Origin of the sequence: Sphingobium cloacae (assembly GCF_002355855.1) — a bacterium.
In the GTDB taxonomy this organism is placed as follows: Bacteria; Pseudomonadota; Alphaproteobacteria; order Sphingomonadales; family Sphingomonadaceae; genus Sphingobium; species Sphingobium cloacae.
This window is the reverse complement of the sequence record NZ_AP017655.1, coordinates 3,373,716-3,393,454: the sequence shown is the minus strand read 5'-3', so window position 1 is coordinate 3,393,454 and position 19,739 is coordinate 3,373,716. Positions and strand designations below refer to the sequence as shown.

General features: G+C 65.1%; 13 protein-coding genes and 1 riboswitch. Of the genes, 1 reads left to right on the top strand and 12 read right to left on the bottom strand.

The window, feature by feature from the left end; all coding sequences use genetic code 11:
* Nucleotides 1-110: 110 nt before the first annotated feature.
* The 5 genes from tnpC to SCLO_RS16620 form a co-directional block, all read right to left on the bottom strand.
* Complete coding sequence (tnpC, locus tag SCLO_RS16640) at nt 111-1,604, bottom strand: IS66 family transposase (protein ID WP_066522435.1); 1,494 nt, start codon at nt 1,602-1,604, stop codon at nt 111-113.
* Between the two features lie 294 nt (nt 1,605-1,898).
* On the bottom strand, nt 1,899-2,270 hold the full coding sequence (gene tnpB / locus SCLO_RS16635; protein ID WP_062346440.1) for an IS66 family insertion sequence element accessory protein TnpB: 372 nt from the start codon (nt 2,268-2,270) through the stop codon (nt 1,899-1,901).
* The gene (locus SCLO_RS16630) at nt 2,267-2,686 is read right to left on the bottom strand and encodes a transposase (RefSeq protein ID WP_082734689.1); all 420 of its coding nucleotides are present in this window, start codon (nt 2,684-2,686) and stop codon (nt 2,267-2,269) included. Before SCLO_RS16630 ends, tnpB begins: the two co-directional genes overlap by 4 nt.
* A 175-nt stretch (nt 2,687-2,861) precedes the next feature.
* Nucleotides 2,862-4,388 (bottom strand): class I SAM-dependent methyltransferase, encoded by a 1,527-nt coding sequence (locus SCLO_RS16625; RefSeq protein ID WP_066518254.1) that lies wholly within the window; start codon nt 4,386-4,388, stop codon nt 2,862-2,864.
* 89 nt (nt 4,389-4,477) lie between these two features.
* A complete protein-coding gene (locus SCLO_RS16620) occupies nt 4,478-9,127 on the bottom strand; it encodes an autotransporter domain-containing protein (RefSeq protein ID WP_123905532.1) in 4,650 nt (1,549 codons plus the stop codon).
* Nucleotides 9,128-9,584: 457 nt separating this feature from the next.
* Between SCLO_RS16620 and SCLO_RS16615 the strand changes: the two genes are divergently transcribed.
* On the top strand, nt 9,585-10,019 hold the full coding sequence (locus tag SCLO_RS16615; protein WP_066518257.1) for a hypothetical protein: 435 nt from the start codon (nt 9,585-9,587) through the stop codon (nt 10,017-10,019).
* Nucleotides 10,020-10,081: 62 nt separating this feature from the next.
* Here the strand turns inward: SCLO_RS16615 and gcvPB are convergent, their stop codons facing one another.
* The 7 genes from gcvPB to ftsZ form a co-directional block, all read right to left on the bottom strand.
* Complete coding sequence (gene gcvPB / locus SCLO_RS16610; RefSeq protein WP_066518259.1) at nt 10,082-11,656, bottom strand: aminomethyl-transferring glycine dehydrogenase subunit GcvPB; 1,575 nt, start codon at nt 11,654-11,656, stop codon at nt 10,082-10,084.
* Nucleotides 11,653-13,011: an aminomethyl-transferring glycine dehydrogenase subunit GcvPA gene (gene gcvPA, locus SCLO_RS16605; RefSeq protein WP_066518262.1), complete on the bottom strand. Its 1,359-nt coding sequence runs from the start codon at nt 13,009-13,011 to the stop codon at nt 11,653-11,655. The genes gcvPB and gcvPA overlap by 4 nt, the downstream gene beginning before the upstream one ends.
* A gap of 47 nt (nt 13,012-13,058) precedes the next feature.
* Nucleotides 13,059-13,430, bottom strand: a complete 372-nt coding sequence (gene gcvH, locus SCLO_RS16600; protein WP_066518265.1) for a glycine cleavage system protein GcvH — start codon at nt 13,428-13,430, stop codon at nt 13,059-13,061.
* A gap of 21 nt (nt 13,431-13,451) precedes the next feature.
* Entirely contained in the window at nt 13,452-14,609 is a 1,158-nt protein-coding gene (gene gcvT / locus SCLO_RS16595; protein ID WP_066518267.1) for a glycine cleavage system aminomethyltransferase GcvT, read from the bottom strand.
* 176 nt (nt 14,610-14,785) lie between these two features.
* Nucleotides 14,786-14,888, bottom strand: a riboswitch (glycine riboswitch).
* An 80-nt stretch (nt 14,889-14,968) separates the two neighbouring features.
* The gene (locus SCLO_RS16590; RefSeq protein WP_066518269.1) at nt 14,969-16,126 is read right to left on the bottom strand and encodes a deoxyguanosinetriphosphate triphosphohydrolase; all 1,158 of its coding nucleotides are present in this window, start codon (nt 16,124-16,126) and stop codon (nt 14,969-14,971) included.
* 10 nt (nt 16,127-16,136) lie between these two features.
* Complete coding sequence (locus SCLO_RS16585) at nt 16,137-18,077, bottom strand: SPOR domain-containing protein (protein ID WP_066518272.1); 1,941 nt, start codon at nt 18,075-18,077, stop codon at nt 16,137-16,139.
* A gap of 124 nt (nt 18,078-18,201) precedes the next feature.
* Nucleotides 18,202-19,650: a cell division protein FtsZ gene (gene ftsZ, locus SCLO_RS16580; RefSeq protein ID WP_066518275.1), complete on the bottom strand. Its 1,449-nt coding sequence runs from the start codon at nt 19,648-19,650 to the stop codon at nt 18,202-18,204.
* Nucleotides 19,651-19,739: the final 89 nt, after the last annotated feature.

The following is a 19,739-nucleotide window of genomic DNA, read 5'->3' as shown; positions in this document are numbered from 1 at the left end:
CCAGATCGTGCCCGACCGATCCCGCATCATGACGGCTTTTCATCACATCCAGGAAATCATCGTATCCGTCATCCCAGACCCACGTGGCGGAAACGTGCCGGTCAAGCGTCTTAAGAGGGGGCGTTGCGCCCGGCGATCTTGGGGAAGTGCCAGGGCATGAGGGAATCGAGGTCCTTGTTGCTATGACCGTTGGCAAGCTTGGTGAGGGTGGCGGTGAGCCAGGCGAGCGGATCGACGTCCGAGAGTTTGCACGTTTCGAGAAGGCTGGCGAGCACCGCCCAATTGTCTGCCCCGGCATCGCTGCCGGCGAACAACGAGTTGCGGCGCGACAGGGCAATCGGGCGGATGCTTCTTTCGACCGTGTTGGTATCGAGCTCGACGCGGCCGTCGAGCAGGCAATAGGTGAGCTGCTGCCAGTGGTTGAGCATATAGTTGATCGCTTCGGCCATCTTGCCCTTGGCGCTGAACCGGCCGAGGTTCTTCGAGAGATAGTCGCGCAGGTTATCGAACAGCGGCTTCAGTATCAGCTGCCGCCCTTCGAACCGCGCCTCGGGCGAGGTGTCCCTGAGCGTCGCCTCGATCTTGTAGATCGCCGAGAAGCGACGGAGCACCTCGTCGGCAACGGGCTCCTTTTCGCGGAAATCGTAGAACTTGCGCCGCGCGTGAAGCAGGCAGAATGCGAGGGTGACGCCATTGCGGCGCTTGATCTCATTGTAGCCGGCATAGCCGTCCACCTGGAGCACCCCGGCGAAGTCGCCGAGATGGTCGATCGGATGCATGCCGCCGCGGCCGGCGGCGTACATGTAGACGACGGCGGGCGGCGCGAGTCCGCCCCATGGCCGATCGTCGCGGGCATAGGCCCACAGCTGGCCGCTCTTGGTCTTGCCGGTCCCGGGCGCCAGCACGGGCATGCGCGTCTCGTCGGCGAACAGCTTCACCGAACTTCGCAGCTCGGCGAGCAGATGCTGCCTGAGCGGAGTCAGCCACCATCCGACGCGCCCGACCCAGTCGGCGAGCGTTGCCCGGTCGAGATCGATCCCCTGGCGGGCGTAGATCTGGGCTTGCCGGTAAAGCGGAAGGTGATCGGCGTAGCGCGCGACGATGACCTGGGCGACGAGCGCGTCGGTGGGCAGGCCCTGATCGACGATGAAGCTTGGCGCCGGCGCCTGGGTGACGCCGCCCTCGTCGCAGCCGCGGCAGCCATAGCGCGGACGGCGGGTGACCAGCACGCGGAAGATGGTGGGCACGACGTCGAGGCGCTCGGTGACGTCCTCGCCGATGACATGAAGATCGTTGCCGCAGCAGGCACACTGCTTGTCTTCGATGTCGACGACCTGCTCGATACGCTCGAGATGGGCGGGCAGCGCTCCACGGTTGTTGCGGCGGCGGCGCTTTGTCTCGCCGGTCGCGTCAGCCTGGTCGATCAGCGCTTCGAGCCCGGCCTCGGCGCGCGACAAGGCAGCTTCGAGCTCTTCGAGCACGAGCTGGTACTGGTCGGGATCGAGCCGCTCGGCGCTCTGGCCGAAACGGTGGCGCTTGAACTGGTCGAGAATGTCGTTGAGGCGCTTGACCTCATCGCGGGCGGCCGCGAGCGCGTCCTCCATCTCGGCGGCCTTCGCCTCGGCGATGACGGCGGCGTGTTCGGCCGCTTTCGCGGTGGCGAGCGCGATGATCTCGCGCGCCTCAGCTTGGGCCGCAGCGCGGGCGAGCGCCTCGTTCTCGGCGTTGATGCGAACGATCTGCTGGTCGCGTTCGGCCGCCTCGGCGGTCAGCTTCGCGATGGTCGCGAGCAGCGCAACTGGGTCTTTGCAGGAGGCCGTCAGCGGGTCCATGGCAGGCATCGAATCACATGCGTAACGACGCGTCCAGCGCAGTTGACTCGGCCTGTCGCGACTATCTCACGCATCAGCGAAACCCTCGATTTTAGGCGGATTTACGCGCCTTGGCGCGCGGTGCCGACGCCAGTCCATGCCCGAGGTGAGTGCTGCCATCTGCGCCGCCGTGATCGAAAAACTGCCATCGACCGCCGGCGGCCAGGCGAATCCTTCGGCGGCCTCGGCGCGCTTGGTCATCAGCCAGATGCCGGTGCCGTCGAACCACAGAATCTTCAGCCTGTCCTTCCTCTTGGAACGAAAAATATAGGCGACTCCGCGCCACGGATCCTGGCTCAACTCGTGCTGGACCTTGGCCACCAGCGTGTCGATGCCGCAGCGGAAATCGATCGGCTTGGTGTAGATCAGCACCTTGGCGTCGCTGCCCGGCCCGATCATCGCGCCCTCAGCAGCGCTGCGATTACCGAGGCGACCAGCGTCGAACTTGCGCCGTGGGCGACCATCACTGGCACGCCGCGCACTTCCATTGCGACCTGCACCACCGCGTCCGGCAGCAGCCGCGCGTTCGCGGCCTCCGGTTCGAGCAGCACCGCCGGCACCGATGTCGGCTCGATGACCGCCGGCAGGAACATCGCCCTGTCCTCGCGCGCCGCGTCCTCCGCCATCTCGCGCAACTCGCGGCGCCAGGCATATATCTGGGCCGGAAGGACATCGAAACACGCGGCCACCTCCGCCATGCTGCACGCCGGATCGAGCGACAGCTCCACCACCGCGCGCTTCTCTTCCAGCGTCCAGCGCCGTCGGCGCCCGTTCTCCACGCCGCCACTGCCGTCGATCTCTTGCTCCACAGTCACCCCGCCGAATCAAATTACGCGATATGCACGCGGGACACTCAAAGCTCATGGCCATCTACGCCACGTGGGTCTGGGATGACGGATACAAATCATCGACTATTGGCCGGTGTCTCACGATCTTCATCCCCCAACAATATCAACGGCATCCGGACAGCCCTGTCGAATGCCGCCCGCGTCAAACGGCGCCGACTGCCTTCAGCACGGACAGCCTGTCTTCGGAAAACTTGCCGAACATCTTTCGGGCCTGCGCCTCGATCTCCTTGCCATCGGCGATCTCCTTGCCGTCGATGACCAGCCTCTGTTCCTGCGCGACCAGCGTGTCCCTGACGAACGCCGGTGCGTCATCGTGAACCTGGTTGATGGCATGAAGGAAGAGTTGCTCGATCCGATTCACCGGCAGGGCGGAACCGATGAGGGGCGCGGCCAGATGCTGAATGTCACCCGAATATTGCGCGCGCTTGCAGATATGGGCATTCAGCCTGCGCGACGCGGCCGGCGTGGCGCTCTGGCTGGCCGGGATTTGCACGGAAGCCACGAAACCCTGACCCATCAGGATGAGCAAGGCTTCCCATATCTGCCCGCGGGACAGTTTCTTGCAGGCCGGCGTCGCTTCGATTTCCGCGACGCTGATCGGCTCGAGCCGCCTGCTGGCCAGGGCTTCGGTCAACGGACCGTAAATGTCCGCCCGCAAGGAGGCTTCCCCGGCGCCCGCGACGATCTTCGTGGGCGTATCGGCGGGATTGCCCAGCAGCATGAAATATTGCTGCCCGACAAGGTCCAATAGCTCATAGCGGGACATGACCCGCACGCCGCGCGCGAAGACATCGCGGCGGAACTGCTGATTGATGAAATAGTCCCGCGTGGTTTCGCGCAATTTGACATCGTCGATCTGCGCCAGAATCGGACGCGCCTTTTCCGGCGTGCTGATCATGGGAATATTGTCCCAAATATTGGCGGACGCGGCAAATCCCAGCTTCGCGCTTTCCAATATCTCCGCGACGGCGGAAAAGGGCATCGGATCCCAACAGGCGTTGAAATATTCATGCGCCACATAGTAGCGATCCTGCTTCTTGATCGCCTCCAGCCTGTGGGCAAGCGCGGGATTGGCCCCGAAATAGGCCGCGCCATTTTCAATGACCTTTTCGACAAATTCGATCGATTGATCGACCCGGGAAATCAAATCGCCCTTGGCCGCCGTTCTGGCATATTGCGTCATCAAATGGCGCAACGGGACAACCGACGACCACCCCGGCGTGACGTTATAGCTCATGTAGAGGATGCCGCCGGGCTTCAGCTTGCGATGCAGTATGTCCAGGATGGACTGGCGGCCTTCCGCGGAAATCCATGACCAGATGCCGTGCAGCGAGATGATGTCGAATTGCGGCAGGTCTTCCGCCGCCATCAGTTCTTCGAAAGCGTGGTCGAATATCCGGACCGGCTGCTCGCTGGCTTCCGCCAGTTCCCGCGCATGGGCGGCCTGCGCCGGATTGAAATCCGTCCCGAAAAACTGTCCCTCCGACGTCGCGGCATTGATGTTCAGCGACACGCCCTGTCCGAAGCCCAGCTCCAGATAATTGGGCCGTTCCCCTATCGAATGCTGAATCCCGCGCGACAGGAGCGCCAGTTTCAGCCGTTGCGGCGAAAGTTCGGGATAATAGCCGTAGAGATAATCCACTTCAGAAACATAGCCCGCATTCCACATAAGAATTCTTCCGCCGATTGAATATCCCGCCAACAATGAAGGGCGCGCCGTAGCCGACGCGCCCTCCACCTTCGCGACCCTGTGGGGTATTAGAAGCCGAAGCTGATGCCGGCGCGAACCTGGCCCGAGGAGTTGCGGCCGCCAAAGCCCAACCCGCCCGACAGGAACAGTCCGACGCGCTTGTTGACCGTGGCATCGATGCCCAGTTCAACCAGGCCGAAGCCGCTCGGATCAACACCACGCAGCTGGAACGCATCCCCGCCGCCCAGATACTGGACCGTGCGACGGTTACCGACATTCCCCTGGAAGGTGTATTGCAGCTTACCGTAGGGACGGAAGGCAACCTTTTCAGGATCGCCCATCAGAGCGCCCGCCTTCACACCCAGGACCGGGTTGAAGACAGTCTTCGATGCGCCCTTGACGTTCAGGCCGATGCCCGCGCCGCCTTCTTCGGTGAAGCCGTTCATCGACCAGTGGCGAGCCGCCAGCTTACCGAACGGAGTGACGACCAGATTGCCGCCAGCCTGCATGTCATAGCCCAGTTCCAGAGCGGCATCCCACTGCTTGCCCTTGAAATCGCCTTCGATGGTGCGGGCGAGGATCGTCAGATCACGCTCGACCTCGAACTTGGAGAAACCGTAGGCGAAGCTGAGGTTGCCGTAGAAGGGACCGAAGCCCTGGGTCGCATAGGCACCGATGGTGTAGGTCCGTACCTGAGCGCTTTCCGGCGTGCCGCGAGCGTTCACATCATGCTGGCCGTAACCGAAGCCGATGCCGATCGCGCCATTGTCCTGATAGGCCACGTCGATGCCGAAGGCGCCGCCATAGCTGTCCGTCTTGATCTTCGACGCACCGGACTTGGTGCCGCCCGCCTTGGCGAAGCTGGCCGACGGATCGAACCACAGCTGGGTGCCGAGCGCTTCACCATAGCCGCGACGCTGGGTCAGACGGTTGAGCGAGCTGTTGAACACCGAGTTCTGGTCCACCGAAGCCAGCGAGCCGTAGATCTCAGCCGAGGAAAGCTCGTTGAAGACCTGGGCCGCCTGGGCGGTGTTCAGACGCCAGTCCAGAGCCGACGCGATGTTGGCGATGTCCTGCGCATTGGCGATGTCCTTCACCGAGGCGAAGTTGTCGGTCTTGATCGCAGTGATGACATCGGCCAGCGCGCTGTCCAGACCCACCGCGGCCGAAGCGGCGTTGGGGTTGGTCGCACCCGTGGCATAGCTGAGGCGGTTCACGCCGAGCGACACGGTCTTGGCCGTGGCGTTGTGCGTCAGGCCGAACTTCACGAAGTTCGAGCTGAGCGTGGAGTCCACCGTCGCCGTCACAGCACCCGTCCCCGTGTAGGTGAAGAGCGTGTAACCATCGCCGTTCGAATAGAGGCTGTCCTTCGAAACGGAGACCGCCACCTTGCCGGCCAGGTTCAGGTTCCCATCGACCGTCACCGACGAAGGCGTGGACTGCGTGCCCGTGCTTCCGGCAGTGAAGTAGTTGATGGTGACGCCGCCCGTGATCGGACCCAGGATTTCCGGGGCCGAACCCGACTGCTGGATGTAGGCGTTATTGCGGATCAGCGAGGGGTTGATGCCCACGACCGTCGTGCCGGTGGCGCTCTGGTTATAGTTGCCCTGCTGATAGATGGTGACGCCGTCGATGATTTGCCGCGTCGGATTGGTGATGTTGTTGCCGATCGACTGGCTCGGAGCGACCGTCACGCGGCGACCCAGCACGAGGGTGGCATCGTTGTTGATGTTGCCCTTGATGCCGAACACGTCGTCATCGTTGTTCTGGCCCAGCTGAACTTCACCCGCCTTGACGTTGAAGTTGCCCACATCCAGCGTCCATACCGCCGGATTGCCGCTCGCCGCCGGAACATAGTCGGCGCCGGTGATGACGAACGTGCCAGCACCTTCCTTGTTCAGCGTCTCGACGCCGCGCACCCGAACCGCATTCGTCCAGCTGAGCGCCTTCGCATCGTCCGGAAGCACCGGAACGGAAGCACCCGATCCCGTCGTGTCCCGACCCAGGAAACCGCTGTCGTTCAGGTTGACCGTGGTCTTGGTCAGGAACGCGCCGCTGTCATCCTGCTGCGCGGTGATGTCGCCCAGCGTGATTGAGCCCTTGTTCAGGTTGATGGTGGCTTCGATGTTGGCGGTCTTGACCGCCTTCTGACCATTGTTGACGCTGAGGTCGAACGTGGCCGGATCGATATCGTCCTGGGTCATGTTCAGGCCAGAGGGCAACGACGAGAGCTGATTTTGAAGCTGATAATAGACTTCACTCTGCGTCGTGACAGCGCCGTCCACGAAGAACCCGCCGGAAACGCCGTTCTGGTTCACCGTGTACTTCTGCGAAGCCAGCACCGGATCGACCGTGACGGTCGTGGTGGTCAGCGTCGCATCGAGCGTGGCAGTGCCGCTGAAAGCGGATTCGCCAAGATAGGTGTTGCCGTTCAGGATGCCGTTGTTGGTCACCGAACCCGTCGCGCCGACGACTTCCGCACCGCCGAGGATCAGGCCCGTGTTGGCGAGGCTGGCATCGCCGCCGACCGGCGTGACTTCGAACTCCCCGGTCAGATGACGCTGGACGGGATAGCCCTGCTTGTCGTCCGTCACCTTGGCCGTGAGATTGCCGCTCAGCGAATAGACGCCGACGCCGTTTTCGATCACCCCGCTGTTGGTCACCGAAGCGGATTCCTGACCGGATGCGCTGACGCCGCCATGGACGGTGCCGTCATTGGCTACCGCGGCCTTGCCGCCCAGAGCGGTTTCGGACAGGTCCATCTCATATTTGTCGACCGTGGTGCTACCCGAAGCATAGGTGGTCACCACCTTGCTCGTCTCGCTTTCGCCAAAGCTGCCAGCGGAGACATAGCCATCGATTTCATTGCCGGCCTTGATCGTGACCGTGGCGCCGCCAAGGCCAAAGGCCTCAACATAACCGCCGACGCTGGGCACGCCCTTGCCCTGAAGAGCCGCCGCCGTGTCGACCACGATGGTCGCCGCGCCGCCCACATCGGTGGAGGCCTGTTCCAGCGTGCCGCTGGTTGGCGTCCAGGTAGCGCCGCCGTCCGTCGTGACGGAATTCACGGTCACCTTGGAAGTGCCGACGGAACCGCCGCCCGTGTGGGCCGTCAAATTCTGCCCGACGGTGCCCGTCACGGTCGCGGTGGCGTTGCCCTGCAACGCGCCGACATCCGCGCTGCCGTCGATCCGGCCGGCATTGTTCAGCGTGGCGTTGCCATCCAGGGCAGAGGCTGCGTACGTCGTCTCGATGACGACCGTCCGCGTTCCCTCGTTGGTGACATTGTTCACGGAGCTGTTGCCCGTGCCCGACTGTGCAGAATCGGTGCTGCCGGCGTCGATGTTGACGTTGCCGCCCACCGACGACTTGGAGTCGATCACGACCGAAGCCGAGTTCGCCCCGTTGGAGTCCACGCTCCCCAGCACCTTGCCCGCGTTCTTCACGGCCACCGAATCATCGCCGCCCGTAATGGTAACCTTATATTCGGAGGTTTCAGCGGTGTCCGTCGATTCCAAAGCCTTGGTGCTGTAGTTTTCCGTGACGATCTTGCTGGACCCGGACTTCTGACTGCCTGCATAGCTGCTCGAATTGACCGTTCCGTTCACGGTGCCGGCATCGACCGTAACGACGCTCGCCGTCGCGCCTTCCGAGTCAACATCGCCAGTGACAAGGCTTCCCTTCCCGGTGACGTCGACCTTGCTGGTGCCCGCTGTCGAAACCTTTGTATCGCTGTCGGCCTTGGTATTGACGACCGTGCCAGCGGTGGCAGGCGCAAGCGGCGTGCCCACGATGAGCGTCGAGACCTGCGTCTCATCATTGGAACCGGCCTTCGACGACAGGTTGCCGTAGACCTTGCCGGTCACGCTCGCCGTGCTGTCCTTGTCCGCGACCCGCGTGATGTGGCCCGAACCGCCCACGAAGTTCAGCGGACCGTTGACGCCGGCATAGGTGCCTTCGACCGAACCGCCAGCCGCGCTGCTCACGGTCGTCGTGGTCGTGCCGGCCTTGTCCGTTGTCACCACGGGAGCCGCGACGCTCGAGCTTTCCAGATAGGTCGCGCCGATGACCGCGCCTTCGTTGACGAACTTCACATCGCCCGTATTCGAGGAAGCGTCGACATAATCACCGATCTGGCCTGACTTGGCATTGGTGATCGACACCGCGCCATCGGTATGCACGTCGATATAATCATCGACCTTCGCCTTGGCGGCATTGACGATCGTGACAGCGCCAAAAGCGCCGCGTACATCCACATATCCGCCAACGGTCGCTTCATTGGTGATCGAAACCGCGCCACCGAAATCGTCGACATTGACGTTGTTGGTCACATCGCCCTTGTTGACGGCGGTGAAGGTGTTACCGACTGCCGCCGCGCCCACGCCGCTAAAATTCAGACCGCCGACCTTGCCGCCGGCGTTGTTGTTGACGATGATGGCGCCGTCGCCTTCACCTGCCGCATAGCCGCCGCCGACAAAGTCGAAACCGATATCGCCACCGCCCGTCACTTCACCGTCGATATTGACCGTCAGGGCGGGATTGGCAGGCGTCGTGATCGCGGTAACGATCGCCGCGTTGACATTCGCGTCCGTGTCGCCCGCAGTCGGCACATTGACAACGGCAGGCGCCGCCCAAGCCGCACCGGCATTCACAAGCAGCGCCGCCGGGATGGAGGCTGAAACCAGCAGCATCCGGTTCAACTTAGCACTATTTCTCATTCACTTTCCCCTAATTCGGACTTGCGAAACCTGGACAACGGCTCGCGCAGAAATGCGGCAGGATACCTTCCGGCAGCGCTGCTTCCCGGCGAATAAAGCCGCGGACAAGTCTGGAGACAGGATGTCTCCCCCCTTCTCAGCCCCTTCATCCCGGGACGCACATCCGACGCACGTCACCGCAATCTGCGCAAATCAGGTATTACCTATCGCACTGTTTCGCAGATCATTTTTTGATTATTGCGCACATGTCGACCCAAATTGCGGCCGAAAAATAATAATTTTCGCTGTTTTTCAGCATATTATGCCGCATATTTGGTGCGCAAACGCACATGTCCGATAAGTGAACCGGCTCGATTTGCGTATTGGATCGTTAACACACATATTCTCCCCCAAAAAAGGGGTACGGCGGACGCATTTTCGTGCCGTTGAAAGAGAAAATCTGGGCGCATCCAACATTATGTTCGATTATGAATCGGACGGCGCGACCCTGCTGTTTCCGGAGGAGAGCAGCCTGCCGCTTTCGAAGGAGCTGGAGCTTTGGCAAGGCGATTTTTCCCGCCCCGCCGCCTTCATGCCGATCCCTTTCGGTCAGGGGAACGCGGAACGCTATTTCGCCATCTACATCCCCAGCGAAGCGATGGAACCGCGTTTCCGCGCGGGCGAACGGGTCATCATGGACCGAATCAAGCCCGCTTCGCTGGACACGGACGTGCTGGTCCAGTTGCGGGGAGACGAAGGCGAAATGCTATGGACGGTCGGCAGGTTGCGCATGCGCGACCGCAACCTGATCGGCCTGACGCAATATCGGGACGGCATCACCGTTTCGATCCACCGGAGCATGATCGCGCATATCTTCCCGATCATCGCCATGCTGGACGACGACGGCATATAGGCTCCGTCCGGCCGCCGTCCATGTGAGGCCGGAACCGCGTTTCCGCAGCGCCGGCCTCCGCTTCATTCCGCGGCCTGGGGTAGTTCCGCTTCGCTCCACACCAGCACCGGCTTGCGGGCGGCGAGCGTTTCGTCGAGGCGGCGGCGGGGCGCATGATAGGGCGCGCCCTTCAATGCCTCATCCCCCGCTTTCGCCCGTTCGGCCAGGCTGCGCAGCGCCATGATGAACTGGTCGAGCGCCGCCTTGCTTTCCGTCTCGGTCGGCTCGATCAGCATCGCGCCATGGACGACCAGCGGGAAGTACATGGTCATCGGGTGGAAGCCTTCGTCGATCAGCCCCTTGGCGATGTCGAGCGTGGTGAAGCCTTCGGCAAGGCCCTTGTCGCTGAACAGCGCCTCATGCATGCAGGGGCCGCTGCCGCCGAAAGGCGCGTCGAGCACATCCTCCAGACTGCGCAGGATATAGTTGGCGTTGAGCACGGCATCCCCGCTTGCCTGGCGCAAGCCGTCCGCGCCGTGGCTCAGAATATAGGCCAGCGCGCGGGTGAACATGCCCATCTGGCCGTGGAAGGCGCTCATGCGGCCGAAGCTTCGCGGCATTTCCTCGCCGACATTATCCTCCTCGATGAGGTGGATGGTGCCGTCCGCCATGCGCGCGGTGTAGGGGAGCGGCCCGAAGGGTGCGAGCGCTTCGGACAGCACCACCGGACCGGAGCCGGGACCGCCGCCGCCATGAGGGGTCGAGAAGGTCTTGTGCAGGTTGATGTGCATGGCATCGACGCCGAGGTCGCCGGGGCGGACCCGCCCGACGATGGCATTGAAGTTCGCCCCGTCGCAATAGACGAAGGCTCCGGCGGCATGGACCGCGTCCGAGATCGTCTTCATGTCGCGCTCGAACAGGCCGCAGGTGTTGGGGTTGGTGATCATCACCGCCGCCACGTCAGGCCCCAGCCGCGCCTTGAGCGCCGCCAAATCGACGCGCCCATCGGGGGTCGCCGGAATGTCCTCCACCTTGTAGCCGCAGAACGCGGCCGTCGCGGGATTGGTGCCGTGCGCGCTCTCGGGCACCAGCACGACCTGCCGGGCGTCGCCGCGCGCCTCAAGCGCCGCGCGGATGCAGAGCAGGCCGCAAAGTTCGCCATGCGCGCCCGCCTTGGGCGTCATCGCGACGCCATACATGCCCGTCAGGTCGATCAGCCAGAAGGCGAGTTGGTTGATGACCGCCAGCGCGCCCTGGACGGTCGATTGCGGCTGCAAGGGATGAATGTCGGCAAAGCCGGGCATCCGCGCGACTTTTTCGTTGAGGCGCGGGTTATGCTTCATCGTGCAGCTGCCGAGCGGGAACAGGCCAAGGTCGATGGCGTAGTTCTGGCGGCTCAGGCGCGTATAGTGGCGCACGGTTTCCTGTTCGGACAGGCCCGGCAGGCCGATGGCGTCCTGGCGCGCGAGGTGGCCGAGGCGGCTCGCGACCTTCGGCGCCTCCGCGAAATCGACGCCGGTGGTGTCGGGCGACCCGATCTCGAAGATCAGCGGCTCTTCCAGCATCAGGGCGCGGTTGCCCGTGGCGGTCGCGGGAGCCATATGGCCCTGCGCGGCGGCCTGCGGCGCGGTGGGGCGGCCTTCCTTGAGCATGGTCATGCCAGTTCCTCCTCCAGCGCCTTGGCGAATGTTTCGATGTCCTGCGCCGTCACCGTTTCGGTGACCGCGACGACAAGGCCTTTGGCGATTTCCGGCGCGCCCGGGAACAGGCGGCCCAGCGATACGCCGCCCAGCACGCCCCTGTCGGCAAGGTTGCGGACGACTGCGCGGGCGTCCCTGGAAAGGATCAGCGTGAATTCGTTGAAGAAGGCGTCGTTGAGCAATGCGACGCCCGGCACCTGCGCCAGGCGATCCGCCGCCTGCGCGGCAAGGCCATGGTTGAGCGCCGCGAGGTCACGCAGTCCCTTTTCGCCCAGCAGCGTCATGTGGATGCTGAACGCCAGCGCGCACAGGCCGGAATTGGTGCAGATGTTGGAGGTCGCCTTTTCCCGGCGGATATGCTGTTCGCGGGTGGAGAGGGTCAGCACGAAGCCACGCTGGCCCGCCGCGTCCACCGTCTCGCCGCACAGGCGTCCGGGCATCTGGCGGACATATTTCTGCTTGCAGCCGAAAAGGCCCAGATAGGGGCCGCCAAATTGCAGGCCGACGCCGATCGACTGCCCCTCGCCCACCACGATGTCCGCGCCCATATGGCCGGGCGCGGCAATGGCTCCCAGCGCGACCGGCTCGGTCACGACCGCGACCAGCAAAGCGCCCGCTTCATGCGCGGCGTCAGCCAGCGGGGCCAGGTCGGCGATGCGGCCGAGGATGTCGGGATATTGGACGACGACGCAGTTCGTATCCTGGTCGATGGCGGCGATCAGGGCGTCGATGTCCATCGCGGCGTCGAGCTTCGGCGCATCGTGGACCAGCAGGTCGCCGGTGAACTTCGCCATCGTCTGCGCGACCGAGACATAATGCGGATGCAGGCCCGAGGAGAGCAGCGCCTTGCCGCGCTTGGTGATGCGGCGGGCCATGCCGATCGCTTCCCAGCAGGCGGTCGAGCCGTCATACATGGAGGCGTTGGCGACGTCGCAGCCCAGGAGGCGGGCGACCTGCGTCTGGAATTCGAACAGCACCTGAAGCGTGCCCTGCGCGATTTCCGGCTGATAGGGCGTGTAGGCGGTCAGGAACTCGCCGCGCTGGATCAGGTGGTCGACGCTGGCGGGGACATGGTGGCGGTATGCGCCCGCGCCCAGGAAAAAGGGCGCTTCCCCCGCCGACAGATTCTGCCGCGCCAGCTTCGCCATATGGCGTTCGACCGCCAGTTCGCCGGCATGGTCGGGCAGGCCCGGAATCGTGCCGCTCAGGCGGGCCTCGGCGGGCACGTCGACGAACAGATCGTCCACGCTGGCCGCGCCGATGACGGAGAGCATCTCCCGCCGGTCGCTGTCGGTGAGGGGTAGGTAGCGCATCGTCCAATTCTCCCCCCTCCCCCTTGCATGGGGAGGGGCCATGTTGCTCACAGGCTCGCGACGAACTTCTTGTAGGCCGCTTCGTTCATCAGGCCGTCCAGCTCGCCGGCATCGGCGACGCGCAGCTTGAAGAACCATCCGTCCTCTTCCGGGTCGCTGTTGACGAGCGCGGGCTCATCCTCCAGCGCGCCGTTGGTTTCCACGACCTCGCCGGACAGCGGCGCGTAGACATCGGAAGCGGCCTTCACCGATTCCACGACGGCCGCATCGTCGCCCTTTCCAAAGGTCGTGCCTTCGGCGGGCAGTTCGACGAACACGATGTCGCCCAACTGTTCCTGCGCATAGTCCGTGATGCCGACCGTGGCGATTTCGCCTTCGACATCGATCCATTCATGCTCGTCGGTAAAATAGCGGCTCATGATTCAACTCCCCACGAAAATTCAGGCCGGTTTCCGGCGGCGGTAACGGTGCGGCACGAACGGCATCGGCGCAACGGCCGCGGCGATGCGCTTGCCCCTGACTTCGATCTCCAGCGCCGTGCCGGGCGCGCTGTGCGGCAGGCTGACCCAGCCCATCGCGATGGGCGCGCCGACGGTCGGCGCAAAGCCGCCGGAGGTGACTTCGCCCACCATCACGTCGCCCGCATAGACGGGCGCGCCTTCCCGCGCGGGGAGGCGGCCGTCGATCCGGAAACCCACGCGCTTGCTGCCGGGGCCGTCGGCCAGTTCCTTCAGCACGCGGGCATGGCCGAAAAAGCCGCCTTCCTCGCGGCGGCGCTTCTGGATCGCGAAGCCCAGATCGGCCCCGATCGCGCTGACGCGCGGGTCGAGGTCGTGCCCGTAAAGCGGCAGCCCCGCCTCCAGCCGCAGCGAATCGCGCGCGCCAAGGCCGATGGGCTTGACCTGCGGTAGGGCGACCAGCGCATCGGCCAGCAGCTTCGCATGTTCGGCGGGAAGGCTGATCTCGAAACCGTCCTCACCGGTATAGCCCGACCGGCTGATCCACAGCGGCACGCCGCGCCATGCGAAAGGGCCGGACTGCATGAAATAGAGGTCCGCCGTCTCCGGGACGAGGGATGCGAGCGCCTCGCCCGCCTCCGGCCCCTGCAAGGCCAGCAGGGCCTGCTCGTCCATATGGTTCATGGTGACTTCGTCGGGCAGATGCTCGATCATCCAGCCGATATCGTCATATTTGGTCGCGCCGTTGACGACCATGTAGATGTCCGCGCCATCGAAGGCGCCGCCGCCCAGCCGCGTCACCATCAGGTCGTCGAGGATGCCGCCTTCCTCGTCCAGCAGCATCGAATAGCGCTGGCGGAAGGGTTTCAGCCCCTTGATGTCGCTGGGCAGCAGCTGCTCCAGCGCGTCGTCCACGCCCTCGCCGGAAAAGCCGAGCTGGCCCATGTGGCTGACATCGAACAGGCCCGCATGTTCGCGCACCCATGCATGTTCGGCCATGATGCCTTCATACTGGATCGGCATGTGATAGCCCGCGAAGACCACCATGCGGGCGCCCTGCGCGCGGTGCCAGGCGTCGAGCGGCAATTCGCCGGGCGGCAGTTCCTCTTCGAGGGTGGCGATATCGTCCTTGCCGGTCATGGGGCGGCCTTTCCGTGATGGAGTTCTGGCGACAGGCGCAAAAGAGACTCAGGCCCCCAGCGCGCTTGCCACCCCCTCTGTCACGGAACCTGAGAGCTTTGACCACAGGTCTTTCGACCGGATGGCTTACCCCTTCGGTGGGACAGGCGCCTGCCTGTCCGCTTTCCAGAGTGCCTGCCCATGATGCGGTCCTTTAAGCCTGAGAGATTCCGGGGCGGTTGCTCCTTCGGCGACGGCGTCTGGCCTCAAAGGCCCGCCATGCTCTCCCGCATCATGCCCTGCGCCGAATCCTCGGCACCGGAGACGAGACCCGCATGGCGCAAATGGATGGGCGCCGTCAATCGCCCTTTGGAGACGGTTCAGGTAAAAACGGTCTCGCCATATATTTCCGCATGCCGCTTTTCGGCGTAGCGATCCGTCATGCCCGCGATGAAATCGGCGATGTGGCGGCTGCGCTGCGGTTCATCCAGCGCGCAATCGTCCCGCCATTCGGAAGGCATCAGGCCGGGCCGGTCATGATAGGCGCGGAACAGGTCGGTGACGATCACCCGCGCCCGCTCGGCGGCGGCAAGCTGTTCGGGATGGTGGTAGAGCGCGGCATACATGAAGCGCTTGAGTTCCCGCTCCTGCGCGGCGAGTTCGGGGGAGAAGCCGACCAGCGCCTGTCCGGCTTGCCGCACATCCTCCACCGTCCCGACGCCCGACGCCGCGATATTGGCGCGGGTCGCGGCGATCAGGTCGTTCGCCATCACGCCGATCTGCTCGCGCACCAGTTCGCGCAGCAGCCTGTCCTCCGGCACATCGGGATAGCGGGCGCGCACCCTGTCCCAGCAACTCTTGACCAGCGGCACCGTCAGCAACTGGTCCAGCGTCAGCAGCCCCGCGCGCAATCCGTCGTCGATATCGTGATTGTCATAGGCGATGTCGTCCGAAATCGCCGCGAGCTGCGCCTCCAGCGAGGCATGGCTGGCAAGATCGAGCGGGAAGAGCGCGTCGACTTCCCGCATGGCCCAGCCCGGACGGTCGACGGGACCGTTATGCTTGGCCAGCCCCTCCAGCATTTCCCAACTGAGATTGAGGCCCCGGAACAGCGGATAGGGGCTTTCCAGCAGCATCAGCGTGCGCAGCGTATGGGCGTTGTGGTCGAAGCCGCCCTGATCCTCCAGCGCCGCTTCCAGCGCGTCCTCGCCCGCATGGCCGAAGGGCGGGTGGCCGATGTCATGGGCCAGGCACAGCGCCTCGGTCAGATCCTCGTTCAGGCCCAGCGTGCGGGCGGTGGTGCGGCCGATCTGCGCGACTTCCAGGCTGTGGGTCAGGCGGACGCGGAAATGATCGCCGTCGGGCGATACGAACACCTGCGTCTTGTGGCGCAGGCGGCGGAAGGAGATGGAATGGATGATGCGGTCGCGGTCGCGCTGGAACATGTCGCGCGGGCCCCGCACTTCGCCGCCCGGCTCGGGATGGAACCGGCCCCGGCTCCGGCCGGGATGGGAGGCGTAGGAAGCAAGCGTCGTCATGGCCGCGCGCTTATTTGCCGCCGATCCGCTCGACCACCTCGCCCGCGCCGCTTTGCCAGGCGAAGGCATCCGCGCCCGCGCCCTTGAGCTTGGATTCCACCGCCCTGGCGCGCGTGAAGCTGGGAAAGGGGCCGATCAGCAGGCGATTGGTGCGGCCCCACGATGCCGTCCATCCATCCTGCGGCGCGACCTCCTCATATTTCTTGCGAAGGTTCCGCAAGGTGAAGGCCAGCGCCCCCTTGTCCGATCCGGTGCCGATCTGGACCCAGCTACGGGCGGGATTGTCGGCCAGCCGCTTCTTTTCGGCCGCTTCCTTCTTCGCCTTGGCGTCCGCTTCGGCCTTGGCCTTGGCGGCGGCGGCCTTCTTCGCCTTGTCCGCGGCGGCTTCGCGCTCGGCGCGGCGGGCGGCCTGCAAGGCGGCGACCTCGGCCAGATCGACCGGCGCGACGCTGGGCTTCATCTCCGATTCCGGCACGTCGATGGCGTGGATGATGTCCGCCAGCGTCCGCGTCGCGTGGGGATCGGGTCGTGGCGCTGGCGCGGCTGCGGCGGCTTGCGTGGCGGGAACGGCCATTTGAACCGTCGCGGCCGGCGCGCGCGCCGGCGGGGCGGATGGGCCGGGATGGGCCTGCTGCGCCGGAGCCGCCGCCGGGGCACGCGCGACCTGCGTGGATTCGAAGCCCGGCGCTGGCGGTCCCTGCACGCTGCCCGACGGAGAGGCTGGCGGCGGCGCGACTTCGGCCTGACGCACGGATGGCGGCGTAGCCTGCACCTGCCGAGGCTGAGGCTGAGGCGCGGGCTGCGCGGGAGCGACCATAGGACGGGAGGGAACGGGCTGCGGCTGCGGGGTCTGCTGCGGCCGGACCTGCTGTGTCTGGACCTGCTGTGTCTGGACCTGCTGTGTCTGGGCCTGCTGTGCCTGGGTCTGCGGCGCGGGCGGCTGTGACGCCGCGACGGCCGTCGAAGGGGGCGAGCGATACGGGTCCGCCATCGGCGCGGAGGGCGTCGGGGCGGGCGCGGGAGACGAAGCGGCCGGTGCGGGATTGGCCGTGGCCTGCGCCACTCTTGCCGCGCCGCGATCCGCGCCGCGCGACCGGCGGCCCTCCCGCGCGGCCGAAGGCGCCGGGGTGGCCGCAACGGGCGCGGCGGTTGCCGATGCGGCGGCGGAGGGCGGCGGCGCGGTCGGGGTCACCGCCGCGATGCGCGTGCCGACATTGGTCGGGAAATGCCCGAAATGCACCGCCGCCGCCTTCTGCGCGGCCGTCAGATAAGGCATTTTCTGCATATAGGGCGTGAGGGCGCTCGCCAGTTGCGCGGGCATGGTCTGCTCCGCAATCTTCTTCGCGTCCGCCTGCCTGTTGTTCATCGCCAGGATGAAGGCGCGATACCGCCATGCGGCGCGATCGCTCTTGTAGAGCAACGGCTGGAGCACCTTGTCCGATGCCTCGATCTGTCCCGATATGCCCAGCGACGCGGCATAGCGGCGGATCAGTTCCGGGTCGTCCGGCGCTTTCTGCAACGCGGCCTGATAATCCCGTTGCGCGCCCGCCTGGTCGCCGGTGAGATCGCGGGCCAGGGCGCGGTCGGACAGGAAACCGCTATCGGGGTAGCCCAGGCGCGCCGCCTGATCGAACTGGCGCAGCGCTTCGGCCGGGTTCTGCATCTTCAGCATCACGCGGCCCAGCCCGGCCTTGATTCGGCCGTTACTGGGCTGGACCGCTTCGGCCCGGGCGAAGAAGCCCGCCGCCGCGCGGGGATCGTCCAGTTCCAGCGCGGCTTCCCCCGCGCCGATCAAAGACATGACGTCGCGCGGATTGTCGGCAAGACGCGACAGGTGCGAATTGAGCTCGGCAGCGCCGGCAGGGCGGGTCAGTTGCGCCTGATCGGACTGGGCGTGGGCCGCTCCCGCCAGCAGGAGAGAGGCCAGAATCCATGGATGATATCGTGTCACACGGACCCCTTAGCGGATCGCGGCAGGAATGGGAAATTGCCCGTGGAAGAAAGCGCGCCGGATCGGTCCGGGGGATCGACGACGCGCGGAAGAAGGGCGCGGATCGCTCCGCGCCCTTCTTGTCTTATTGGTTGCTCTGGCGATTGAGGAAGCGGGGAATGTCCGCGCCCTTGCCATCGTCCGCGGCGGGCGCCTTGTCCGCGCCGCGCGTCAGGCCCGCCATCCGCTCGAACAGCGTCCCGCCCGTCGCCACGCGGGGAGCGGGCTGCGGCGGTTCCGGCGCAGCGGCGGGAGCCGCTTCCTCGGCGCTTTCCGCGCCCAGCAGCAGTTCGTCCTCGTCCGGATTCTCGTCCGAGAAAACGGCCGCCGGACGAAGCGGCGCGGGAGCGGAATCAGGCACGGCCTTATCCTCGACCGGCGGCGTCAGCGGCGCGGGCGCGGGTGCTGCGGGCACGTCCAGTTCCAGCGTTTCGGGCTCTTCTTCCGCGGCCGGCGCGGCGGTGGGCTGTGCCGGCGCGGCAGGCCTGGGCGCGCTCGACGGCACTGCCACGGACGGGCGGCTGGCGAAGCTGAACGGCTGGGTCAGGGGCGTGGCGCCCTGCGTGGCTTCGCTATCGATGCCGGTCGCCACGACCGACACGCGGATCTTGCCGTTGAGGCCGTCGTTGAACGCCGATCCCCAGATGATGTTCGCGTCCGGGTCCACCAGTTCGCGGATATGGTTGGCGGCTTCGTCCACTTCCATCAGGCGCATGTCGTCGCCACCGACGATGGACACGATGACGCCCTTCGCCCCGCGCATCGATACGCCGTCGAGCAGCGGGTTGGCGATCGCCTTTTCCGCCGCCTGGAGCGCGCGGCCGTCGCCTTCCGCTTCGCCGGTGCCCATCATCGCCTTGCCCATTTCCCCCATCACGGAGCGCACGTCCGCAAAGTCGAGGTTGATGAGGCCGGGCATGACCATCAGGTCGGTGATGCCGCGCACGCCCTGCTGCAACACCTCGTCCGCCATCTGGAAGGCTTCCTTGAAGGTGGTGTTGGGGTTCGCGATCAGGAACAGATTTTGGTTCGGGATGACGATCAGGGTATCGACATGCTTTTGCAGTTCCTCGATGCCCGATTCCGCCGATTTCATGCGGCGGTTGCCTTCGAAGGTGAAAGGCTTGGTCACCACCCCGACCGTGAGGATGCCCTTGTCGCGCGCCGCCTTGGCGATGACGGGGGCCGCGCCGGTGCCGGTGCCGCCGCCCATGCCCGCCGCGATGAAGCACATATGCGCGCCTTCCAGCGCCTGCTCGACCGACGTGATGGTTTCCTCAGCGGCCGCCTTGCCGATTTCGGGACGCGATCCCGCGCCCAGCCCTTCGGTGATCTGCGGGCCAAGCTGGATGCGCCGTTCCGCCGGAGAGGCGTTCAGCGCCTGCGCGTCGGTGTTGGCGACGATGAAATCCACGCCCTCGACACTGGCGGCGATCATGTTCGCGATGGCGTTGCCGCCCGCGCCGCCGACGCCGATCACCGCGATGCGTGGCTTCAACTCGTCCACATGCGGCGGGCTGATCTCAATGCTCATAAATTCTAGCTCCCTCCAGCTTCGGCGACGTGAAGCGAAACTGACCTGAAAGGTTAATGCAACAGAAATTCGCGTATTTCACCAGATAA

Bases quoted from the DNA above. Each gene is read 5' to 3' on its own strand.
- gcvPA (WP_066518262.1), bottom strand. From the start codon at position 13,011: ATGCGCTACCTACCCCTCACCGACAGCGACCGGCGGGAGATGCTCTCC.
- SCLO_RS16590 (WP_066518269.1), bottom strand. From the start codon at position 16,126: ATGACGACGCTTGCTTCCTACGCCTCCCATCCCGGCCGGAGCCGGGGC.
- gcvT (WP_066518267.1), bottom strand. From the start codon at position 14,609: ATGACCGGCAAGGACGATATCGCCACCCTCGAAGAGGAACTGCCGCCC.
- tnpB (WP_062346440.1), bottom strand. From the start codon at position 2,270: ATGATCGGGCCGGGCAGCGACGCCAAGGTGCTGATCTACACCAAGCCG.
- gcvPB (WP_066518259.1), bottom strand. From the start codon at position 11,656: ATGACCATGCTCAAGGAAGGCCGCCCCACCGCGCCGCAGGCCGCCGCG.
- SCLO_RS16620 (WP_123905532.1), bottom strand. From the start codon at position 9,127: ATGAGAAATAGTGCTAAGTTGAACCGGATGCTGCTGGTTTCAGCCTCC.
- SCLO_RS16625 (WP_066518254.1), bottom strand. From the start codon at position 4,388: ATGTGGAATGCGGGCTATGTTTCTGAAGTGGATTATCTCTACGGCTAT.
- SCLO_RS16615 (WP_066518257.1), top strand. From the start codon at position 9,585: ATGTTCGATTATGAATCGGACGGCGCGACCCTGCTGTTTCCGGAGGAG.
- tnpC (WP_066522435.1), bottom strand. From the start codon at position 1,604: ATGGAGGACGCGCTCGCGGCCGCCCGCGATGAGGTCAAGCGCCTCAAC.
- gcvH (WP_066518265.1), bottom strand. From the start codon at position 13,430: ATGAGCCGCTATTTTACCGACGAGCATGAATGGATCGATGTCGAAGGC.
- ftsZ (WP_066518275.1), bottom strand. From the start codon at position 19,650: ATGAGCATTGAGATCAGCCCGCCGCATGTGGACGAGTTGAAGCCACGC.